The organism is Massilia sp. METH4, assembly GCF_037094685.1.
Lineage (GTDB): Bacteria > Pseudomonadota > Gammaproteobacteria > Burkholderiales > Burkholderiaceae_D > Rugamonas.
On the sequence record NZ_CP146614.1, the window covers coordinates 3,503,111 to 3,520,615 of the forward strand.

Here is a 17,505-nt window from a genome sequence, read left to right on the forward strand (position 1 = left end):
ATATGGTGATTACCCGGTCCAGACTTGCGCTCCTGCATAATAAGCGAGGGCGGAGGTCTTGATAATTGTTGATTCAAATTAAGATACACATGTGATAGGCACGACAACAAAAATGCGTGCAGAGTAATTAGATGCAAGTTTGGCATGGATTCTTATTGCCAAAGTTTGCCTGTGGTATTCTCGGCTTTTTTCTCGGGACCCGGGTGTTTTTCTACGGCAATATCGTATAATGGGCGCGTTCGGCCAGATCGCGGTGCTAAGATGCGGTACGGGCCAGTCTAAAATTCGTGTTCCGAGGCATTCATGAAATTAAGTCAATTTATTCGCGCTACGCTCCTTATCGCGATTCCTGGATTGGTAGGCCATGCCCACGCTGATTGGGCACAATCCGCATCGCCGCTGGTTATCCGGCCCTTGCCGAACGATTACCAAACCCAGGTTCAGAACCCACCCACTTTCTCGTGGGCGCGTCATTCCAGTAATCCGTCGTCTTACGTCGTGGAGGTTCGCCAGGGTACCAACGTGGTGTACACCTACACCTCCACCCGCAACTGGCTGTTGCCCTCGGCACCGCTGGCGGTGGGCCAGTATTCGTGGCGTGTTCGTCCGGCCGACCGGATCGAATGGTCCACGGACCGGTTCTTCACCATCGCGGAAAAATCGTCGACCTTCGTCGTTCCCGAGAATTCCACGCTGCGCGGCAGGGTTCTGGCCAAGGCCCGCCCCCGTGGCCTGCCGACCAACTTCGTGAAGTACGCATCCTGGTCCGCCGAGATGAAGGCGGAGCGCGGCGCCGCGCTGACCACCTTGCAGAAGGAAGTCGACTGGTACATCACGAACCTGCCTGTGATCTCGGATTCGAAGTGGACGCTCAACACGGCGTCCGTGACTACCGCGGCCCAGGCCGCGCAGCAAACCGATGTCCGCAAGCAGTTGAATACGCGCAAGCGCCAGCTCGAATCCGCCGCGCTGCTGTACCACCTGCTCGGCACCCAGAAATACCTGACCGAGGCCCTGCGCCGCGGCGATGAGCTGGCGGCCATGAACCCCCTCGGCCCGACCAGCTATGCGCAACAGGACCAGGCGCCGTTCGGGATTGCGTCGGCCCTGAGCCGTGGGATCGATATCCTGGGCTCCGGCCTCGACTCCACGCGCCGGGCCAAATGGGTCGCGTCGATCCGCGCCTACGGTAGCCAGATCTACGCCGATCTTGCCAAGGACAACGTACGGACCGATGAGTTCCCGTTCGATTCGCACGGCATCAGCAATACCGCCGGTCTCGCCGAAATCGCCGTGCTGGCGCTTGGCGATGTCGACGAAGCGCAAACGTGGTTCGACTTCTCGCTGCGCTCGTATATCAGCTCGCTGAGCCCGTGGAGCGGCCCGGAGGGCGGTTTCGCGAACGGTACCGCCTACGCCGAATACGCGCTGGGTCTGTACTCGACCGTGTGGCAGCCGGTGCTGCATGCCATGGGATTGAATCTTTACGACAAGCCGTGGTCCTACGGGTTCCTGCGATTCTTCATGTACTTCGTTCCGCCGGGTCAGAAGAGCCATGTGTTCGGCGACGGCCACGAGGTTACGCCCATGCAGTCGACGATGAAAGGCTATGCGACCAATTTCGCCGATCCGGCCGCCGCGTGGTACTCGAACGCGCTGCAAGGCCAGCATGACGCGCTCACGCTGCTGAAGTCGAGCTATCCGTTGCCTTCCGCGACCGTGGCGGCCGCTGGACCTGGTACGCCTTCCGCCGTCTTCCCGAGCATCGGCTGGGCGGCAATGCACAGCAACCTGCGTGACATGAACCGTACGTCGGTCTATTTCAAGTCCAGCCCGTATGGCTCGTACAACCACAGCCACGGTGACCAGAATACCTTCGTGCTGTTCAAGGGCGGCATTCCACTGCTGGGCGAGGGTGGCTATTACGACTATTATGGCTCGCCGCTGTGGAAAGGTTACTATCGCAGCACCAGGTCGCATAACGGCATTACGTTCGACGGCGGCATCGGCCAGGCGACGGACGTGGACAATTCCGCCCAGCTCGAGAACGACGGCAAGATCACGGCCTACTCCCATACGCCGGACATGGACTACGTGGAAGGTATCGCCACCAAGGCGTACGGCGGCGCGTTGACGAACGCACAGCGCAAGCTGTGGTATCTCCGGGCCGAGGATGCGGTTGTGGTTCACGACACGCTGGCGTCGGCGACTTCGCGGACTTATGAGTGGAATGTCCACGCGTTTGCCCCGATTACCGACCTGTCGTCGGGGGCGCTCCAGGTAACCAGCCAGGGTCAGACTGTCTGCATCCGGCCGGTGACTTCCGGATACCACGTTGTCCGGCCGACCAATACGCCACAGTTGAGCGGCCGTACCGAGTACCATGTCGTCCTGACCAAGACGGGCAAGGCGATGACCGGCGAGTTCCTGGTCGTGCTCGATGTCGGTTGCAAGAATCCGGCCATTTCGCTGACCACCACGTCCAGTGGACGCGTGCTGAAAGTCGGCGCGCAGTCCCTGGTCCTGCCGGGGCGGTAATCGTCCGCAAGGCAAAAAGGCCGCTGTCCGAGACAGCGGCCTTTTTTTTTGGGCGCTGTTCGCTGACGCCAAGCTTTCCCTTGAACGGGGAACTTGTTGAATTGGTCGATGTCAGTAGCGACCTGAGCCTTGCTTCTGCCACGGCAGCGTTCAGCCGATCTGCAAGCGAGGTAAGCGCGGCGGAGGCCGGGGGTGCCCACGGTCCGGGCATCGCGGGAGCTGGCCCCGCGATGCGATCGTTGTGCCGGGTACCGCAGGTCAGGCGGTGGCCAGCACGCGGTAGCGCTGCGCCAGTGATTCGGCCAGCACCCGGTAGCTGCGATGCTGTTCAATGAAGGCGCGGCCCTGCCTGGCGCGGGCGCGTGCCGTTTCCACGTCGGCAAGGATTTCGTGCATCGCCTGGGCAAAGTCTTCGGCAGTACTGGCGGTGAGCCATCCAGCCGCGCTGGCCGTCAGCACGAAGTGCTGGTCGGGGCTGTCGTTGCCGATGGCCGGCAGACCCAGCGCAAGGTACTCAAGCAGCTTGGTGGGTGAACTGACGTCGAACAGCTTGTTCCGCGGGATATATGAGATCGCAGCATCCGCACCCAGCAGCAGGGACTGCGCTTCCGCCCCCGGCAGCCAGCCGGTGATGGCGACGGCTTCCTCGAGGCCGAGCCGCCGTGCGTGGGCGAGCCAGTCGTCGTGGTCGGACGGCGTCGGTGAGCTGCCGATCAGTAACAGGCGCGCCGCGGGTAACTTGCGGCGCAAGGCGGCAAGGGCGTCGATCAGGATGTTGATCTCGCGCGAGCGATCCAGCGTGCCCAGGTAGGCGACCACCGGAATATTCTCCCAGCCTGGAAGCCGTCGTGGCGCCAGCGCGTCCGCGCGCAGGAGTTCCGTGTCGATTCCCATCGGTACCGCTGTCAGGCGCTCGGCGCGAATCCCGTGGTTGACCATATGGCGCTTCATTGCCTCGCTCTGGACAAACACGTGGTTGGCATTACGCAACACAATTTTATAAAAAACAAACTTCTCCACGAGTCCCTTGCATAATGTAAGGAAGTAGTGAATCCGGAACTTCTTCGCCAGTTCGGCCCTGCTGCGCTCGATCCGGCCATCACACATCAGGAACGAGGCCCAATAGGCGAAGGGGATGCCCCGCAGCTTCGCAATCAGCATGACGGCCAAGCCGATGGTGACCATGTCCCGCACCTGGATCACGTCGACTTGCTGCCGCGGCACTTGCCACGCGCGGCGCAGGCATAGCGCCAGGAAATCGAATTCCTGGCGCAGGCGTCCGCCCCGCCGCTCGGGCTTCGTTACCGATGCGAAGTCATGGGGGGGCGGCTCGCTGGTCTGCCCGGCTTTGCCGACGAGGTCGCATCGAACGCCGAAGCGGGGCAGGTACTTGCCGAACAGGGTGGAGACGTCGGCACGATAAGAGGGCAGGGGTTCTGGTACGAATTGCAAAACGCGCGTTGATTCAAAGTCTATACTCATCGGAGTCTGATCGGCGGCTGCACCGCCCTGGGAAACACTAAAGTATTGATTATATGATAAAAGTTCCCGTGCGGCAGGGTGTGGCACGTTTGAAATCGCAGTTGACGTTTTGTTATGATTCCAGTTACCCTTGCGGTTGACCCCGGCCATCCGGCCGAGACATGCTTTTGGAAAGTAGATGATTAAAATTTTTCGGCTTGCCGCCTGGTTGCATCGTTGCGGCATTCCGGTAGTGCCTCGCTTGCTGTACGGATTGAACCGAATTCTCTTCGCAGTGGTGCTGCCTCCGGGTGCGACGGTTGGTGCCCGCGTGCGTTTCGCATATAGCGGGCTTGGTGTCGTCGTTCACGCCCGGGCAAAGATCGGCAACGACGTCAAGATTGCCCAAAATGTCACGATCGGCGGCCGGGCCGGCCGCTACGAGGTTCCCGTGATCGAAGATGATGTCGAGATCGGCGTCGGGGCCTGCGTCCTCGGGCCGGTGGTCATCGGGCGCGCCGCCCGCATCGGCGCCAATGCCGTCGTGCTCCATGATGTGCCTCCGGGAGCAATCGCCGTCGGCGTGCCTGCGACGTTGAAGGAGAAGCCATGACCGGTCGCGCAGGTATGCAGTCCTTTCACTTGCCGTCGCTCGATGGCGTCCGCGCCTTCGCGGCGCTGACGGTCTTCCTCAGCCATGCCGGCGCCGGCCGCTTTATCCCCGGCGCATTCGGCGTGACGGTGTTCTTCTTCCTGAGCGGCTACCTGATCACCACGCTGATGCGCCGTGAGATCGAGGAGAGCGGCCGGCTCGATTTCCGCGCGTTCTACCAGCGCCGGGCCTATCGGATCCTGCCGCCGCTCTACCTCGTTCTGGCGGTCATTTTCGTGGTTACCGAGATCATGCACTTCTCGGACTATACGACGACCGGTGGTGTGCTCTCGCTCTTGCTGCAATATAGTAATTATTACCTGCTGGATCACCATGGTTCGGAACTGCTGCCGACAACGGGAACTTACTGGTCCCTCGCCGTCGAAGAGCATTTTTACCTGGTCTTCCCCCTGCTCTTCGTATGGATTGCCCGGCGCGGGTCCGGCGCGCGCACTGCTGCCGTGTTCTTCTTCATCTGCCTTGCCGTCCTGCTCTGGCGGTGCGTACTGATCTATTTCCTGAACGCACCGAGCGATCGCACGTACCTGGCCACCGACACGCGTTTCGACAGCATCCTGTTCGGTTGCATCATGGGCGTGTGGATGAACCCGGCGCTGGACCGCGATCCGTTCCCCTCGAAAGCTGCCAAGCTCTTGGCTCTCGCAGTCGGTGTGGCGCTGCTGGCCGCCAGCTTCATGGTGCGTGACGAGGATTTCCGCGATACGTGGCGGTATTCGATGCAGGGTCTTGGCCTGTTCCCGCTGTTCTGGCTGGCGGTACGCCATCCGGAGTGGCCGATCTTCCGCCCCCTGAACACCCGTACGGCGCGTTTCCTGGGTGCGATTTCCTACACTTTCTATCTCAGCCACCTGCTGTGGATATCCGTCTCGCGCCGGACGTTGCCGGGCCAGCCTGAACTGCTGAGGGGAACGATAGCCCTGATCCTGACCATCGCCTTTTCCTATCTGGTGTATCGCACGGTCGAGCAGCCACTTGCCCGCATGAGGAAGCGCTTGCACGGAGGCGTCGCGCCCGTTGCCCCTTCGATTGTCAAGAAAGGACAGGTATGAAAAAAATCGTCATGATCGGTACTCGCTTCGACACGATGGGCGGTATCTCGTCGGTGGTCAACGTGTACCGGGCTGCCGGGCTGTTCGACCGATACAATATTCGCTACATCGCCACCCATTGCGACGGCGGCAAGTTCGCCAAGCTCCGCATCTCGGTCGGGGCCTTGCTGACTTTCCTGTGGCTGCTGATCAGCGGCCAGGTCGACCTTGCGCATATCCACGTGTCGTCGCGTGCGAGCTTCTGGCGCAAGCTGCCATTCTTCACGCTCGCCCATCTGGCGGGGAGGGCGACGATCGTGCACCTGCACAGCGGTGCGTTCCACCATTTCTATGACAAATGCTCGTCACGCGGGAAGGCGGCGATCCGCTACATGTTCGACAATGCTTCCCGCGTCATCGTCTTGTCCGACACGTGGAAGACCTGGGCACAGACGATCAGCACGAACCGCGCAATTGTCGCCATCTACAATCCGGTGCAGGTCCCGCCGGAGACGCGCTCGCTGCGCAATGCTGCGCCGGTGGTGCTGATGCTGGGCCGCATCGGCCAGCCAAAAGGCAGTTACGATCTGCTCGAAGCGACGGTGCCGCTGGCGGCGGCCGTTCCGGCGCTGCAACTGCGCCTCGGTGGCGACGGCGACCTGGAGCGGGCTTCCGCCCGGGCGGCCGAGCTGGGCATTGCCCGGAACGTGAATCTGCTGGGCTGGGTGGTCGGCGATGCCAAGCACCGCGAGCTTGCAACGGCCCGGGTGTATGTGCTGCCTTCCTATAACGAAGGCTTGCCGATGAGCGTGCTCGAAGCGATGGCCGCGGGCTTGCCTGTGGTCACCACTCCGGTCGGCGGGATTCCGGAAGCGGTGACCGACGGCGTGGAAGGCTACCTGATTCAGCCAGGCGACCAGGAGGCCCTGCGCGCGCGCGTCGAAGCACTGCTGCGGGACGATGAACTTGCCGAGCGGATGGGCCAGGCGGCACGGCGCAAGATCCAGACCACTTTCTCCGTCGAAGCGATCTTGCCGCGCATCGAAGCCATTTATGCCGAACTGGGTATCACGCGCGCCGCGCCGGTACTCGCGACGCGGCCGTTGACGGAGAAGCAATGAGTTCCCTGACTTGGAAAATGCGCCGGCTCAGTCTGATGAGCCCGGCAGAAATCGTGTGGCGCGTGCAGCAAATCGCCCAGAAGAAGGCGAGCAAGATCGGGCTCGGCCTGGCGATGGCGCCGCCCGCGCCGCGGCTGGACAAGACCGGCGCGGTCTTCATCGGCGAGGCGGCGGAAGGCGTGGATCTGCCGTCGCTGCGCGCCGCGGCGGACGCAATCCTGGCCGGACGGTGGAACGTCTTCGCCATGCATGGGCTGCAACTTGGTTTCCCGCCGCAATGGAATCGCGACCCGAAGACGGGCACCGTGGCGCCGATGAAGCTGGGCAAGGCCATCGACTATCGCCGCGAATCGGTCGTCGGCGACATCAAGTACTTGTGGGAACCCAGCCGGCACCTCGAGCTTGTGACGCTGGCGCTCGCCTGGCGCGCCACGAACGAGCAGCGTTACGCCGCCGGCGCCCGCCTGCTGCTCGAATCGTGGTTCGACCAGTGTCCTTATCCGCGCGGCGTGCATTGGACCAGCTCCCTGGAACTCGCGGTGCGGCTCTTGAACTGGGCGTTTGCCTGGCAATTGCTGGGTGGTGCCGGCAGCGCCATGTTCCGCGGCGAGGATGGCATGCGGTTCCAGCGGCGCTGGCTGGACAATATCTACCAGCATTGCCACTTCATCCGCGGTTACCTGTCGCATCATTCCTCGGCCAACAATCACCTGTTCGGCGAGTACATGGGCCTGTTCGTAGCCAGCGTGCAATGGCCGTGCTGGACTGAAAGCGCTCGTTGGGAAGCCTTCGCGCGCCGCGGACTGGAGGTCGAGGCGCTCAAGCAGAACACTGCCGATGGCGTCAACAAGGAGCAGGCCATCTATTACCAGCACGAAGTGATGGACATGATGCTGCTGTGCCATCATATCGGCGCGGCCAACGGCGCGGGGTTCTCCAGTGCCTTCCTGGGGCGCCTGGAGCGGCTCGCCGAATTCGTCGCAGCGATGATGGATGTCGGCGGCAACGTGCCGATGACGGGCGATGCCGACGATGCGCAAATGGTCAGGTTGTCCCACGAGGCGGGCTGGAGCCCTTATCGTTCGCTGCTGGCCAGTTGCGCCCTGCTGTTCCAGCGGGGCGACTTCAAGCGCAAGGCCGGCCGGCTCGACGACAAGAACCGCTGGCTGTTCGGTGCGAACGGCATGGCCGCATGGGCGGCGCTGGCCGAGGCTCCCGAGCAGCCGGTGCTGGCGTTTCCCGAGGGCGGGTACTACTTGTTGGGCAAGGATTTCGGCACCCCCGACGAGGTCCGGATCGTCGTCGACTGTGCACCGCTCGGTTACCTGTCCATCGCGGCGCACGGCCATGCCGATGCGCTGGCCTTTACCCTGTCAGCCGGCGGTGAAGAACTGCTGATCGATCCCGGCACCTATGCGTATCACACGCAGAAGGCCTGGCGTGACTATTTCCGCAGCACGGCCGCCCACAATACGGTCCAGGTCGACGGGCAGGACCAGTCGGAAATCGGCGGCAATTTCATGTGGTTGAAAAAAGCCAACGCCAAGGCGCTGGCGCACGTGGCTTCCGGGGCCGTGCAGCAGTTCGAAGGGGAGCACGATGGTTACCGCCGGTTACAGGACCCCGTATTGCACCGCCGCAAAATACATTTTGATGCAACTTGTAATGCTATTGTTGTAAAAGATATACTAGAATGTCGGGGCGATCATGATATCGCCTTGCACTGGCACTTTGCCGAAGGCTGCCGGGTGGAGACAACTGGAACGGAACTTGTCGTGAACGCCCGGAGCAAGGCGCTGCGCATGCAGTGCACCTTGCCTGGCGCCGCCGAATTGCTGCGCTGCAGCGAGGCACCGATCGGTGGGTGGATCTCGCGCACGTTTGACGAAAAGGCGGCCATTACGACGGCCGTCTGGCGCGGCAAGATTCACGGCAAGACCGAAATCGAAACCCGGATCACGCTGGCGTGACGATATCGCACGCGGAAACCAATCATTTAAGGAGCAGTATCTTGAAAATCAGCATCTTTGGCCTGGGCTACGTGGGGGCGGTGTCTGCCGGCTGCCTGGCAACCGACGGACATGAAGTGATCGGCGTCGACCCGAACCAGACGAAAGTCGACCTGATCAACAAAGGCACCACGCCGATCATCGAGAAGGACATCGGCGAGATGATCGCGAAGACCGTCAAGGAAGGCCAGCTGCGGGCCACCACCGACGTGCGCGATGCGGTGCTGAACAGCGACATGTCGCTGATCTGCGTGGGCACGCCGTCCCAGCTCAACGGTAACCTGGACCTGTCGCACGTGCGCAAGGTCTGCGAACAGATCGGTGCGGCCATCAAGGAAAAGGATGGCTTCCATGTCGTGGTGGCCCGCAGCACGATGCTGCCGGGCTCCATGACCTCGGTCGTGATCCCGTCGCTGGAACAGGCGTCGGGCAAGAAAGCCGGCGTCGACTTCGGCGTCTGCAACAACCCCGAATTCCTGCGCGAAGGCACCGCGGTCTACGATTACTACCACCCGCCGAAGACGGTCATCGGTGAAACCGACGAACGCGCCGGCGAGATGCTGGTGAAGCTGTACGAAAAAATGGACGCGCCGCTGGTGCGCACCGACGTGGCGACGGCCGAGATGGTCAAGTACACGGACAATACGTGGCACGCCGTGAAGGTGGCATTCGCCAACGAGATCGGCAATATCTGCAAGGCGGTCGGCATCGATGGCCACAAGGTCATGGAAATCTTCTGCCAGGACACCAAGCTGAACCTGTCGCCGTACTACATGAAGCCGGGCTTCGCCTTCGGCGGTTCGTGCCTGCCGAAGGACGTGCGCGCGCTGACCTACAAGGCCCGCTCGCTGGACCTGGAACTGCCACTGCTGGACTCGATCCTGCCATCGAACCGCAAGCAGGTGGAGAAGGGCGTCAAGATGATCGTCGACAAGGGCACCCGCAAGATCGGCATCCTGGGCTTCTCGTTCAAGGCCGGCACCGACGACCTGCGCGAATCGCCGCTGGTCGACGTGATCGAGCACCTGCTGGGCAAGGGCTACGAACTGAAGCTGTACGACAAGAACGTGAACCTGGCGGCCCTGACCGGCGCCAACCAGGACTACATCCTGAACCACATTCCGCACATCTCCAAGCTGATGGTCGATTCGATGGAAGAAGTGCTGGCATTCGCCGACACCGTCGTGATCGGCAACGGCGCGGCCGAGTTCAAGCAGGTGCCGGGCATGCTGAAGGATGGCCAGACCATCGTCGATCTCGTGCGCATCAGCAAGGAGCAGAGCGGAGGCCAGTACGATGGCATCTGCTGGTAAAGGCAAGAGCCGGCGTGTCCTGATCCTGGTCGAAAACCTGCCATCGCCGTTCGACCGGCGCGTATGGCAGGAAGCGACCACGCTGCATGCGAACGGCTACGAAGTCTCGATCATCTGCCCGACCGGCAAGGGGTACGAGAGCCGTTACGAAGAAATCGACGGCATTCATATCTACCGCTACAAGCTGCCGCTGGAGGCGGAGGGCGCCAAGGGCTACGCGATCGAGTATTCGGCGGCGCTGTTCCACACCTTCCGCCTGGCGTGGAAGGTGTTGTTCCAGCGCGGCTTCGACGTGATCCACGCATGCAATCCGCCCGACCTGCTGTTCCTGATCGGCGGGTTCTTCAAGCTCACCATGGGCAAGAAGTTCCTGTTCGACCATCACGACATCAACCCGGAGCTGTATGAGGCAAAGTTCGGCCGCCGCGACTTCTTCTACAAGCTGATGGTGCTGTTCGAGCGCTGGTCGTTCAAGACCTCCGACGTGTCGATCGCCACCAACGAGTCGTACAAGCGCATCGCGATCGAACGCGGCGGCATGGACCCGAACAAGGTCTATGTCGTGCGCAGCGGTCCGAAGCTTGACCGCCTGCGCGTGCTGCCGCCCGTGGAAGCGCTCAAGAAGGGCAAGCGCTACCTGGTCGGCTACGTCGGCGTGATGGGCGCGCAGGAAGGCATCGACCTGCTGCTGGAAGCGGCGAAATACCTGATCGTGGACATGGGCCGCAAGGACGTGCACTTCGGTCTCGTCGGCGGCGGCACGTCGCTCGACCAGATGCGCGCGCTGGCCGTGAAGATGGGCATCGCCGACCATGTGACGTTCACCGGCCGGGTGCCGGACCAGGACTTGCTGGAAATGCTGAACACGTCCGACGTGTGCGTGAACCCGGACGTGGCGAACGACATGAACGACAAGTCCACCATGAACAAGATCATGGAGTACATGGCGCTGGGCAAGCCGATCGTGCAGTTCGACCTGGCCGAAGGCAAGGTGTCGGCGCAGGAGGCATCGCTGTACGCGAACAAGAACGACCCGGTGGACATGGCGAAGAAAATCGCCGAACTGCTGGACGATCCTGCGCGCCGCGCACGCATGGGCGAGTACGGGCGCCACCGCGTGGTGAACGAGCTGGAATGGCAATACGAGGCGCCGAAGTTGCTGGCGGCGTACGAGCGGCTGTATTCGGCCAATGCTCCGCTGCCCGGCGCGGTACCCCCATCTTATAAAGGAAGCTGAATGAACATCCTTGTTACCGGCGGTATGGGTTACATCGGTTCTCACACTGTCGTGGAATTGCTCAATGCCGGCCATGATGTCCTGGTATTCGACAACCTGTCCAATTCGGACCGCTCCGTGCAGGAGCGTGTGCAGCGCATCACCGGCAAGACCTTCGACTTCGTCGAGGGCGACATCCGCGACCGCGCCGCGCTGGAACGCGCGTTCTCGACGCGCCAGTTCGATGCCGTCATCCATTTCGCCGGCCTGAAGGCGGTCGGCGAGTCCGTGGCGCAGCCGCTGCGCTACTACGACAACAACATCTCGGGCAGCGTCGCGCTGTGCGAGACGATGGCCAAGTTCAACTGCAAGTCGATCGTCTTCAGTTCCTCGGCAACCGTGTATGGCGATCCGGCCTCGGTGCCGATCACCGAGGACTTCCCGCTGTCGGCCACCAATCCTTACGGCCGCAGCAAGCTGATGATCGAAGAAATCCTGCGCGACCTGTACAAGTCGGACAACGCCTGGCGCATCGCATTGCTGCGCTATTTCAATCCGGTCGGTGCGCACGAAAGCGGCTTGATCGGCGAAGAGCCGAGCGGCATCCCGAACAACCTGATGCCTTACGTGGCGCAGGTGGCCGAAGGCAAGCGCGAATTCCTGTCCGTCTTCGGCGGGGATTACTCGACGCCCGACGGCACGGGGGTGCGCGATTACATCCACGTGGTCGACCTCTCGATCGGCCACGTCAAGACCCTGGACAAGCTGGCGACAGGTCCTGGTGTTTATACCTACAATCTGGGGACCGGCCGAGGCAACAGCGTGCTCGAGATGGTGCGCGCGTTCGAAGCCGCGAGTGGCCGGAAAGTTCCTTACAAGATCGTCGACCGACGACCCGGAGATGTCGCCGCCTGCTATGCGGATACGGCGAGGGCCGAGCGCGAGCTCGGCTGGAAAGCACAGTTCGACATTGCCCGCATGTGCACCGACACATGGCGTTGGCAATCTTCATCGAAATAACTATCCAGGGGGTCTGCACATGAAAGCAATGATACTCGCGGCCGGCAAAGGCACGCGCGTACGGCCATTGACGTACGAATTACCGAAGCCGATGATTCCTATCCTCGGCAAGCCCGTGATGGCCTACCTGGTCGAGCATCTGGCCCGGTATGGCGTGACCGAAATCATGGTCAACGTCAGTTACCTGCACGAAAAGATCGAGGAATATTTCGGCGAAGGCCACCAGTTCGGCGTGCAGATCGGCTATTCGTTCGAGGGTTACACGAACGATCAGGGCGAAGTGGTACCCGAGCCGCTCGGTTCGGCGGGCGGCATCAAGAAAATCCAGGAATTCGGCGGTTTCTTCGATGAGACCACGATCGTGCTGTGCGGCGATGCCCTGATCGACCTCGATCTGAAGTCGGCGCTGTTCGAGCACCGGCGCAAGGGCGCGCTGGCCACCGTCATCACCCGCGAAGTCCCTTGGGACAAGGTCGCCAGCTATGGCGTCGTGGTCAGCGACAACGATGGCCGCATCCGCGAATTCCAGGAAAAGCCGGATCCTTCGGTGGCCAAGTCCAATTGCGTCAGCACCGGCATCTATATCTTCGAGCCCGAAGTCATCGACCTGATTCCGGCCGACCGCCCCTTCGACATCGGTTCCGAACTGTTCCCGCTGCTGGCTGAAAAGGGCATGCCGTTCTACAGCCAGACGCGCAAGTTCAACTGGATCGACATCGGCAGCGTCAAGGACTACTGGGAAGTATTGCAGGGCGTGTTGCTGGGCGAGGTCGCCAATATGGCCGTGCCGGGCATCCAGGTCGATGAAGGACTCTGGCTCGGCCTGAACACCAGCATCGACTGGAGCGGCGGCACCAAGATCGAAGGGCCGGTCTACATCGGTTCCGGCGTGAAGGTCGATGCGGGCGCGCACATCGTCGGCCCGACCTGGATCGGTCACGGCAGCCACATCTGTGCAGGCGCGACGGTACGCCGCAGCGTTCTTTTCGAATATACTCGTGTGTTGCCAGATGTTACTCTCGACGAATTGATCGTCTTTAAGGACTATAGTGTTGACCGCGCGGGCGAAATGAAGCATGTTTCGCAGTACGAATCCGACGAGTGGGCCAACGCACGCGACCGCCGCGCGGCCCGCCGCCGTGAGACTGAACAAGAATTAACCCCTCCAGAACAGAAAAAAGCATGAAAATTTATCCCGTCATCCTGTCCGGCGGTGCCGGCACCCGGTTGTGGCCGTTGTCGCGCGCGGCACTGCCAAAGCAATTGCTTCCAGTGGTGGCCGACAAGACGATGTTGCAGGACACGGCGCTGCGCCTGAGCGGCCGGCCGGAGCTGATGCAGCCGCTGATCGTGTGCGGCAACGAGCACCGTTTCCTGGTTGCCGAGCAGCTTCGCGAAATCAATATCAAACCGCTGGGGATCCTGCTTGAGCCGGAAGGCCGCAATACGGCGCCGGCCGTGGCCGCGGCTGCCCATTTCCTGAAGGCGATCGACGCCGAGGCAGTAATGCTGGTACTACCGGCCGACCACGTCATCAGCGATACGGAAGCGTTCTATGGCGCCATCGTGCGCGCCACCCAGCTGGTCGAGCACGGCGCGCTGGCCACGTTCGGCATCGTGCCGACCGCGCCCGAGACGGGTTATGGCTACATCCGCAGCGGCGAACCGCTGCCGGTGGGGGATAAGTGCTTCAAGGTCGACCGTTTCGTCGAGAAGCCCGACCGGGCCACGGCCGAGGAGTTCGTCAAGGCCGGTAATTACTTCTGGAACAGCGGCATGTTCCTGTTCCGTGCCGATGGCTACCTGAAGGAACTGGAACAATTCCAGCCCACGATCGCCAGCGCCACGGCCGAAGCCGTATCGAAGGGCTACCGCGACCTCGATTTCTGCCGTCTGGACGAGCAGGCCTTCGCGGCCAGCCCATCGGACTCGATCGACTACGCCGTCATGGAACACACGCGCCACGCCGTCGTGGTGCCGGCTTCGATCGGCTGGAACGACGTTGGTTCCTGGTCGGCCCTGTGGGAAGTGCAGCAGCGTGACGAGAACGGCAACGTCGCCCGTGGCGACGTTTACCTGGATGGCGTGAAGAACTCGCTCGTGCGCGCCGAGAGCCGCTGCGTGGCCGTGATCGGCGTCGAGGACGTGGTCGTCGTCGAAACGAACGACGCGGTGCTGGTGGCACACAAGGACCAGGTCCAGCGTGTCAAGCAGGTGGTCGATCACCTGAAGTGCCAGGATCGCACGGAGCACTTGCACCACACCAAGGTCTACCGTCCGTGGGGTTGCTACGAGGGCATCGACATCGGCGATCGTTTCCAGGTGAAGCGCATCACGGTCAACCCGGGCGGCAAGCTCTCGCTGCAGATGCACCATCACCGCGCCGAGCACTGGATCGTCGTGTCCGGCACGGCCAAGGTCACTTGCGGTGACAAGGTTGAACTGTTGACGGAAAACGAATCGACCTATATTCCGATCGGCATGAACCACCGTCTCGAGAATCCGGGCAAGCTGCCGCTGCACCTCATCGAAGTACAGTCGGGCAGTTATCTGGGCGAAGATGATATCGTTCGCTTCGAAGACGTGTATCAGCGCACCTGATTACTGCAAGACAAGTTTGAGGAGGCCACGCAACACTTCGGTGTTGCGTGGCCTTTTTTGTTGTAAATTCGAAATGTGAGTTGCTCTTCTGATATACTGCTCATAGGTATTAAAATTTGGCCAACTACCACTTTCTTTTCCTGTGACCATTATATGAAATATATCTCCCTTGCTGCCGCTGCGCTGTTGCTCGCCGCGCCGGCCGTCCATGCGCGCGACATCAGCTCGCCGGTGGAAACCCTGACGCTGGCAACCGGCGCAAACTCCGTCGGCTTCAACAATGCATTCGCCGCCGTTACCCGCGGAGACACGTTCGCCGACCGTTTCGCGTTTGTCCTGAATGGCGTTGCAACGCTGGACTTTACCGCCACGTCGAGCGCAGCACGGGTCAACTCCGGACTGGATCTGACGGGCTTCGGGCTCTACAACGCTGTAACGGGCGCACTGGTGCTCGGCGGCACGAAGGATTATGTGAACCTGGGCGGCAAGTACGACCAGTACTCGCTGGCTTATTCCGACCTGGCCGCCGGAGAGTACTTCTTGCACGTGTCGGGCAAGATGCTGTCGGGTTCGGGCTCGTTCGCCGGCAATGGCGTGATCACGGTATCGCCCGTACCCGAGCCGGCCACGCCGTTCCTGCTGCTGGGCGGCCTGGCCGTGCTGGCAATCGGCGCTCGCCGTAAAACCCAATAACCCGAATCAGGTCCGACCATGAAAAAACTGCTTCAATTCTGCCTCGTCGCAGCCCTGGCAATTGGTGCCCAGGCGCACGCCAGCTACATCGACAACAGCCAGACCTTCAACCAGACCGTGGTGCAGGACGGCAGCGAGGGTGCTTTCGCCTTCGACCGTACCATCGTGACCGATGCCGGTTCGCTGGGCGCCTCCAGCAACGGTTTCGCCGATCGTTATGCGTTCTCGCTGGATGCCGCATCGTATTTCGGTGGCGATCTGTCCTCCGTCCTGTACCCCAACGGGACCGGTCTCGTCATCACCAGCTTCACCTTGCATGAGGCCGATGGCGACCTGCTGTATTCCGCGTCCCTCGTCGACGCGCGCCGTCAGGCGTGGGCGTTCCTGGACGACGCGACCCTGAGCAATGGATCGTACTTCCTGCAAGTGAACGGCTACGCAACGGCAGCCAGCGGCAGCTACAGCGGCAACCTGGCCGTGTCGGCGGTGCCGGAGCCGGGTTCGCTGGCGCTGATGTTCGGCGGCCTGACCGTCCTGGGCGTGGCGCTGCGCCGCCGCGCCTGATCGTACTGGCTGTAAAGAAAACGGAAGCTGCGGCTTCCGTTTTTTTTTTTGCGCGGTCGCCATACCGGCCGCAGCCGACATCGATGGCGCGGATACGGCCTCGGCCGGGCGGGCCGCGCAGGAGTTGCAGGCTGCGCACAAGAGACGATCGGTTACACTGACCGCTTATCCCGACCATCCCGACCGAATGCGTCGCCTTCCGGAGCCTGTCCTTTTGCGATCCGTACTATTGCTGCCAATCCTGTTTGCCACCGCCACCGCAAGCGCCGCCACGGCCCTTCAGCCTGCCCAACTGGGGGTGGTGATCAATGATGACGAGCCCAACAGTGTCGAGCTGGGCGAGTACTATGTCGCGGCACGGGGCATCCCGAAAGAAAACGTCGTGCATGTGCGGATTCCTGGCAAGCCGCGCAAGCTCACCGGCGAGCAGTTCGCGAAGCTGAAGGCCGAAATCGACGCCAGGCTGAAATCCGAGGTGCAGGCCGTGCTGATGGTGTGGACGGCACCTTACGCTGTCGGGTGCAATGGCATTACCGCCGCCTTGGCGCTGGGGTTCGATGGCGACCAGTGCTCGAATTCCTGCGCTCCTGGAAAGCCGAGTCCATATTTCAACGCAACCGCCATGCCCGGGCAGGTGCAGCAGGGATTGCGCCTGGCCATGCTGTTGCCGACCGACTCCATTGCCGAGGGCAAGGCGCTGATCGACCGCGGCAAGGCAAGCGGCTTCCGTACACCCGCCGCCGGCGCCTACTACCTCGTGACGAGCGAGAAGGCGCGAAACAGCCGCGCACCATTCTTCCCCAGGGCAGGGGCGATCCCGCAACGCAAGCTGACCATCCATAACCTGCGCCAGGAGGCGATCGAGGACAAGCGCGACGTCATGGTCTACCAGACGGGCAAGGCGCGGGTCGACAAGCTCGATACCTTGCAATTCCTGCCCGGCGCGCTGGCCGACCACCTGACGTCGCTCGGCGGCGATCTCCTCGGCGACGGGCAGATGAGCAGCCTGCGCTGGCTGGAAGCGGGCGCGACCGCCAGCTATGGCACCGTCAGCGAGCCCTGCAATTACTGGCAGAAGTTCCCGCAACCGGCCGTATTGCTGCGTCACTATCTGGGCGGCGCCACGGCGATCGAAGCCTATTGGCGCAGCGTCGCCTGGCCGACGCAGGGCGTTTTTATCGGCGAGCCGCTCGCCGCGCCGTACCAGCGCTGATCCTCGCTGCGTTTTCCGGTCCTGCCGGATAAAAGTGTCACCAAGGGGTCATATC

Annotated in this window: 14 protein-coding genes; 13 read left to right on the forward strand and 1 reads right to left on the reverse strand. The window is 61.9% G+C overall.

Annotated elements, in window-relative coordinates; all coding sequences use genetic code 11:
* Window positions 1-303: 303 nt before the first annotated feature.
* Window positions 304-2,538, forward strand: coding sequence for a heparinase II/III family protein (locus V6Z91_RS15370; protein ID WP_338758410.1), 2,235 nt, complete (start codon window positions 304-306; stop codon window positions 2,536-2,538).
* Window positions 2,539-2,796: 258 nt separating this feature from the next.
* Here the strand turns inward: V6Z91_RS15370 and V6Z91_RS15375 are convergent, their stop codons facing one another.
* Window positions 2,797-4,020: a glycosyltransferase gene (locus V6Z91_RS15375; RefSeq protein ID WP_338758411.1), complete on the reverse strand. Its 1,224-nt coding sequence runs from the start codon at window positions 4,018-4,020 to the stop codon at window positions 2,797-2,799.
* 178 nt (window positions 4,021-4,198) lie between these two features.
* On the opposite strand from V6Z91_RS15375, the gene V6Z91_RS15380 reads away from it, so the two are divergent.
* The 12 genes from V6Z91_RS15380 to V6Z91_RS15435 all read left to right on the forward strand — a co-directional run bounded on the left by V6Z91_RS15380 (window position 4,199) and on the right by V6Z91_RS15435 (window position 17,450).
* Window positions 4,199-4,612 carry a serine acetyltransferase gene (locus tag V6Z91_RS15380; RefSeq protein ID WP_338758413.1) on the forward strand — a complete coding sequence of 138 codons (414 nt, stop codon included), beginning with the start codon at window positions 4,199-4,201 and terminating at the stop codon, window positions 4,610-4,612.
* The gene (locus V6Z91_RS15385) at window positions 4,609-5,721 is read left to right on the forward strand and encodes an acyltransferase (protein WP_338758415.1); all 1,113 of its coding nucleotides are present in this window, start codon (window positions 4,609-4,611) and stop codon (window positions 5,719-5,721) included. The genes V6Z91_RS15380 and V6Z91_RS15385 overlap by 4 nt, the downstream gene beginning before the upstream one ends.
* The gene (locus V6Z91_RS15390; RefSeq protein ID WP_338758417.1) at window positions 5,718-6,821 is read left to right on the forward strand and encodes a glycosyltransferase family 4 protein; all 1,104 of its coding nucleotides are present in this window, start codon (window positions 5,718-5,720) and stop codon (window positions 6,819-6,821) included. The genes V6Z91_RS15385 and V6Z91_RS15390 overlap by 4 nt, the downstream gene beginning before the upstream one ends.
* 53 nt (window positions 6,822-6,874) lie before the next feature.
* Complete coding sequence (locus V6Z91_RS15395) at window positions 6,875-8,791, forward strand: alginate lyase family protein (protein ID WP_338758419.1); 1,917 nt, start codon at window positions 6,875-6,877, stop codon at window positions 8,789-8,791.
* 41 nt (window positions 8,792-8,832) lie between these two features.
* Entirely contained in the window at window positions 8,833-10,143 is a 1,311-nt protein-coding gene (locus V6Z91_RS15400; RefSeq protein WP_338758421.1) for a nucleotide sugar dehydrogenase, read from the forward strand.
* Entirely contained in the window at window positions 10,127-11,380 is a 1,254-nt protein-coding gene (locus V6Z91_RS15405) for a glycosyltransferase family 4 protein (protein WP_338758422.1), read from the forward strand. The genes V6Z91_RS15400 and V6Z91_RS15405 overlap by 17 nt, the downstream gene beginning before the upstream one ends.
* On the forward strand, window positions 11,381-12,379 hold the full coding sequence (gene galE, locus V6Z91_RS15410) for a UDP-glucose 4-epimerase GalE (protein WP_338758423.1): 999 nt from the start codon (window positions 11,381-11,383) through the stop codon (window positions 12,377-12,379). It begins immediately after the preceding gene.
* A 19-nt stretch (window positions 12,380-12,398) separates the two neighbouring features.
* The gene (locus V6Z91_RS15415; RefSeq protein ID WP_338758424.1) at window positions 12,399-13,565 is read left to right on the forward strand and encodes an NDP-sugar synthase; all 1,167 of its coding nucleotides are present in this window, start codon (window positions 12,399-12,401) and stop codon (window positions 13,563-13,565) included.
* The gene (locus V6Z91_RS15420) at window positions 13,562-14,980 is read left to right on the forward strand and encodes a mannose-1-phosphate guanylyltransferase/mannose-6-phosphate isomerase (protein WP_338758426.1); all 1,419 of its coding nucleotides are present in this window, start codon (window positions 13,562-13,564) and stop codon (window positions 14,978-14,980) included. The genes V6Z91_RS15415 and V6Z91_RS15420 overlap by 4 nt, the downstream gene beginning before the upstream one ends.
* Window positions 14,981-15,133: 153 nt before the next feature.
* Window positions 15,134-15,673, forward strand: coding sequence for an FxDxF family PEP-CTERM protein (locus V6Z91_RS15425; RefSeq protein ID WP_338758428.1), 540 nt, complete (start codon window positions 15,134-15,136; stop codon window positions 15,671-15,673).
* An 18-nt stretch (window positions 15,674-15,691) separates the two neighbouring features.
* Window positions 15,692-16,237, forward strand: a complete 546-nt coding sequence (locus V6Z91_RS15430) for an FxDxF family PEP-CTERM protein (protein ID WP_338758430.1) — start codon at window positions 15,692-15,694, stop codon at window positions 16,235-16,237.
* A gap of 214 nt (window positions 16,238-16,451) precedes the next feature.
* Entirely contained in the window at window positions 16,452-17,450 is a 999-nt protein-coding gene (locus V6Z91_RS15435) for a TIGR03790 family protein (RefSeq protein WP_338758432.1), read from the forward strand.
* Window positions 17,451-17,505: the final 55 nt, after the last annotated feature.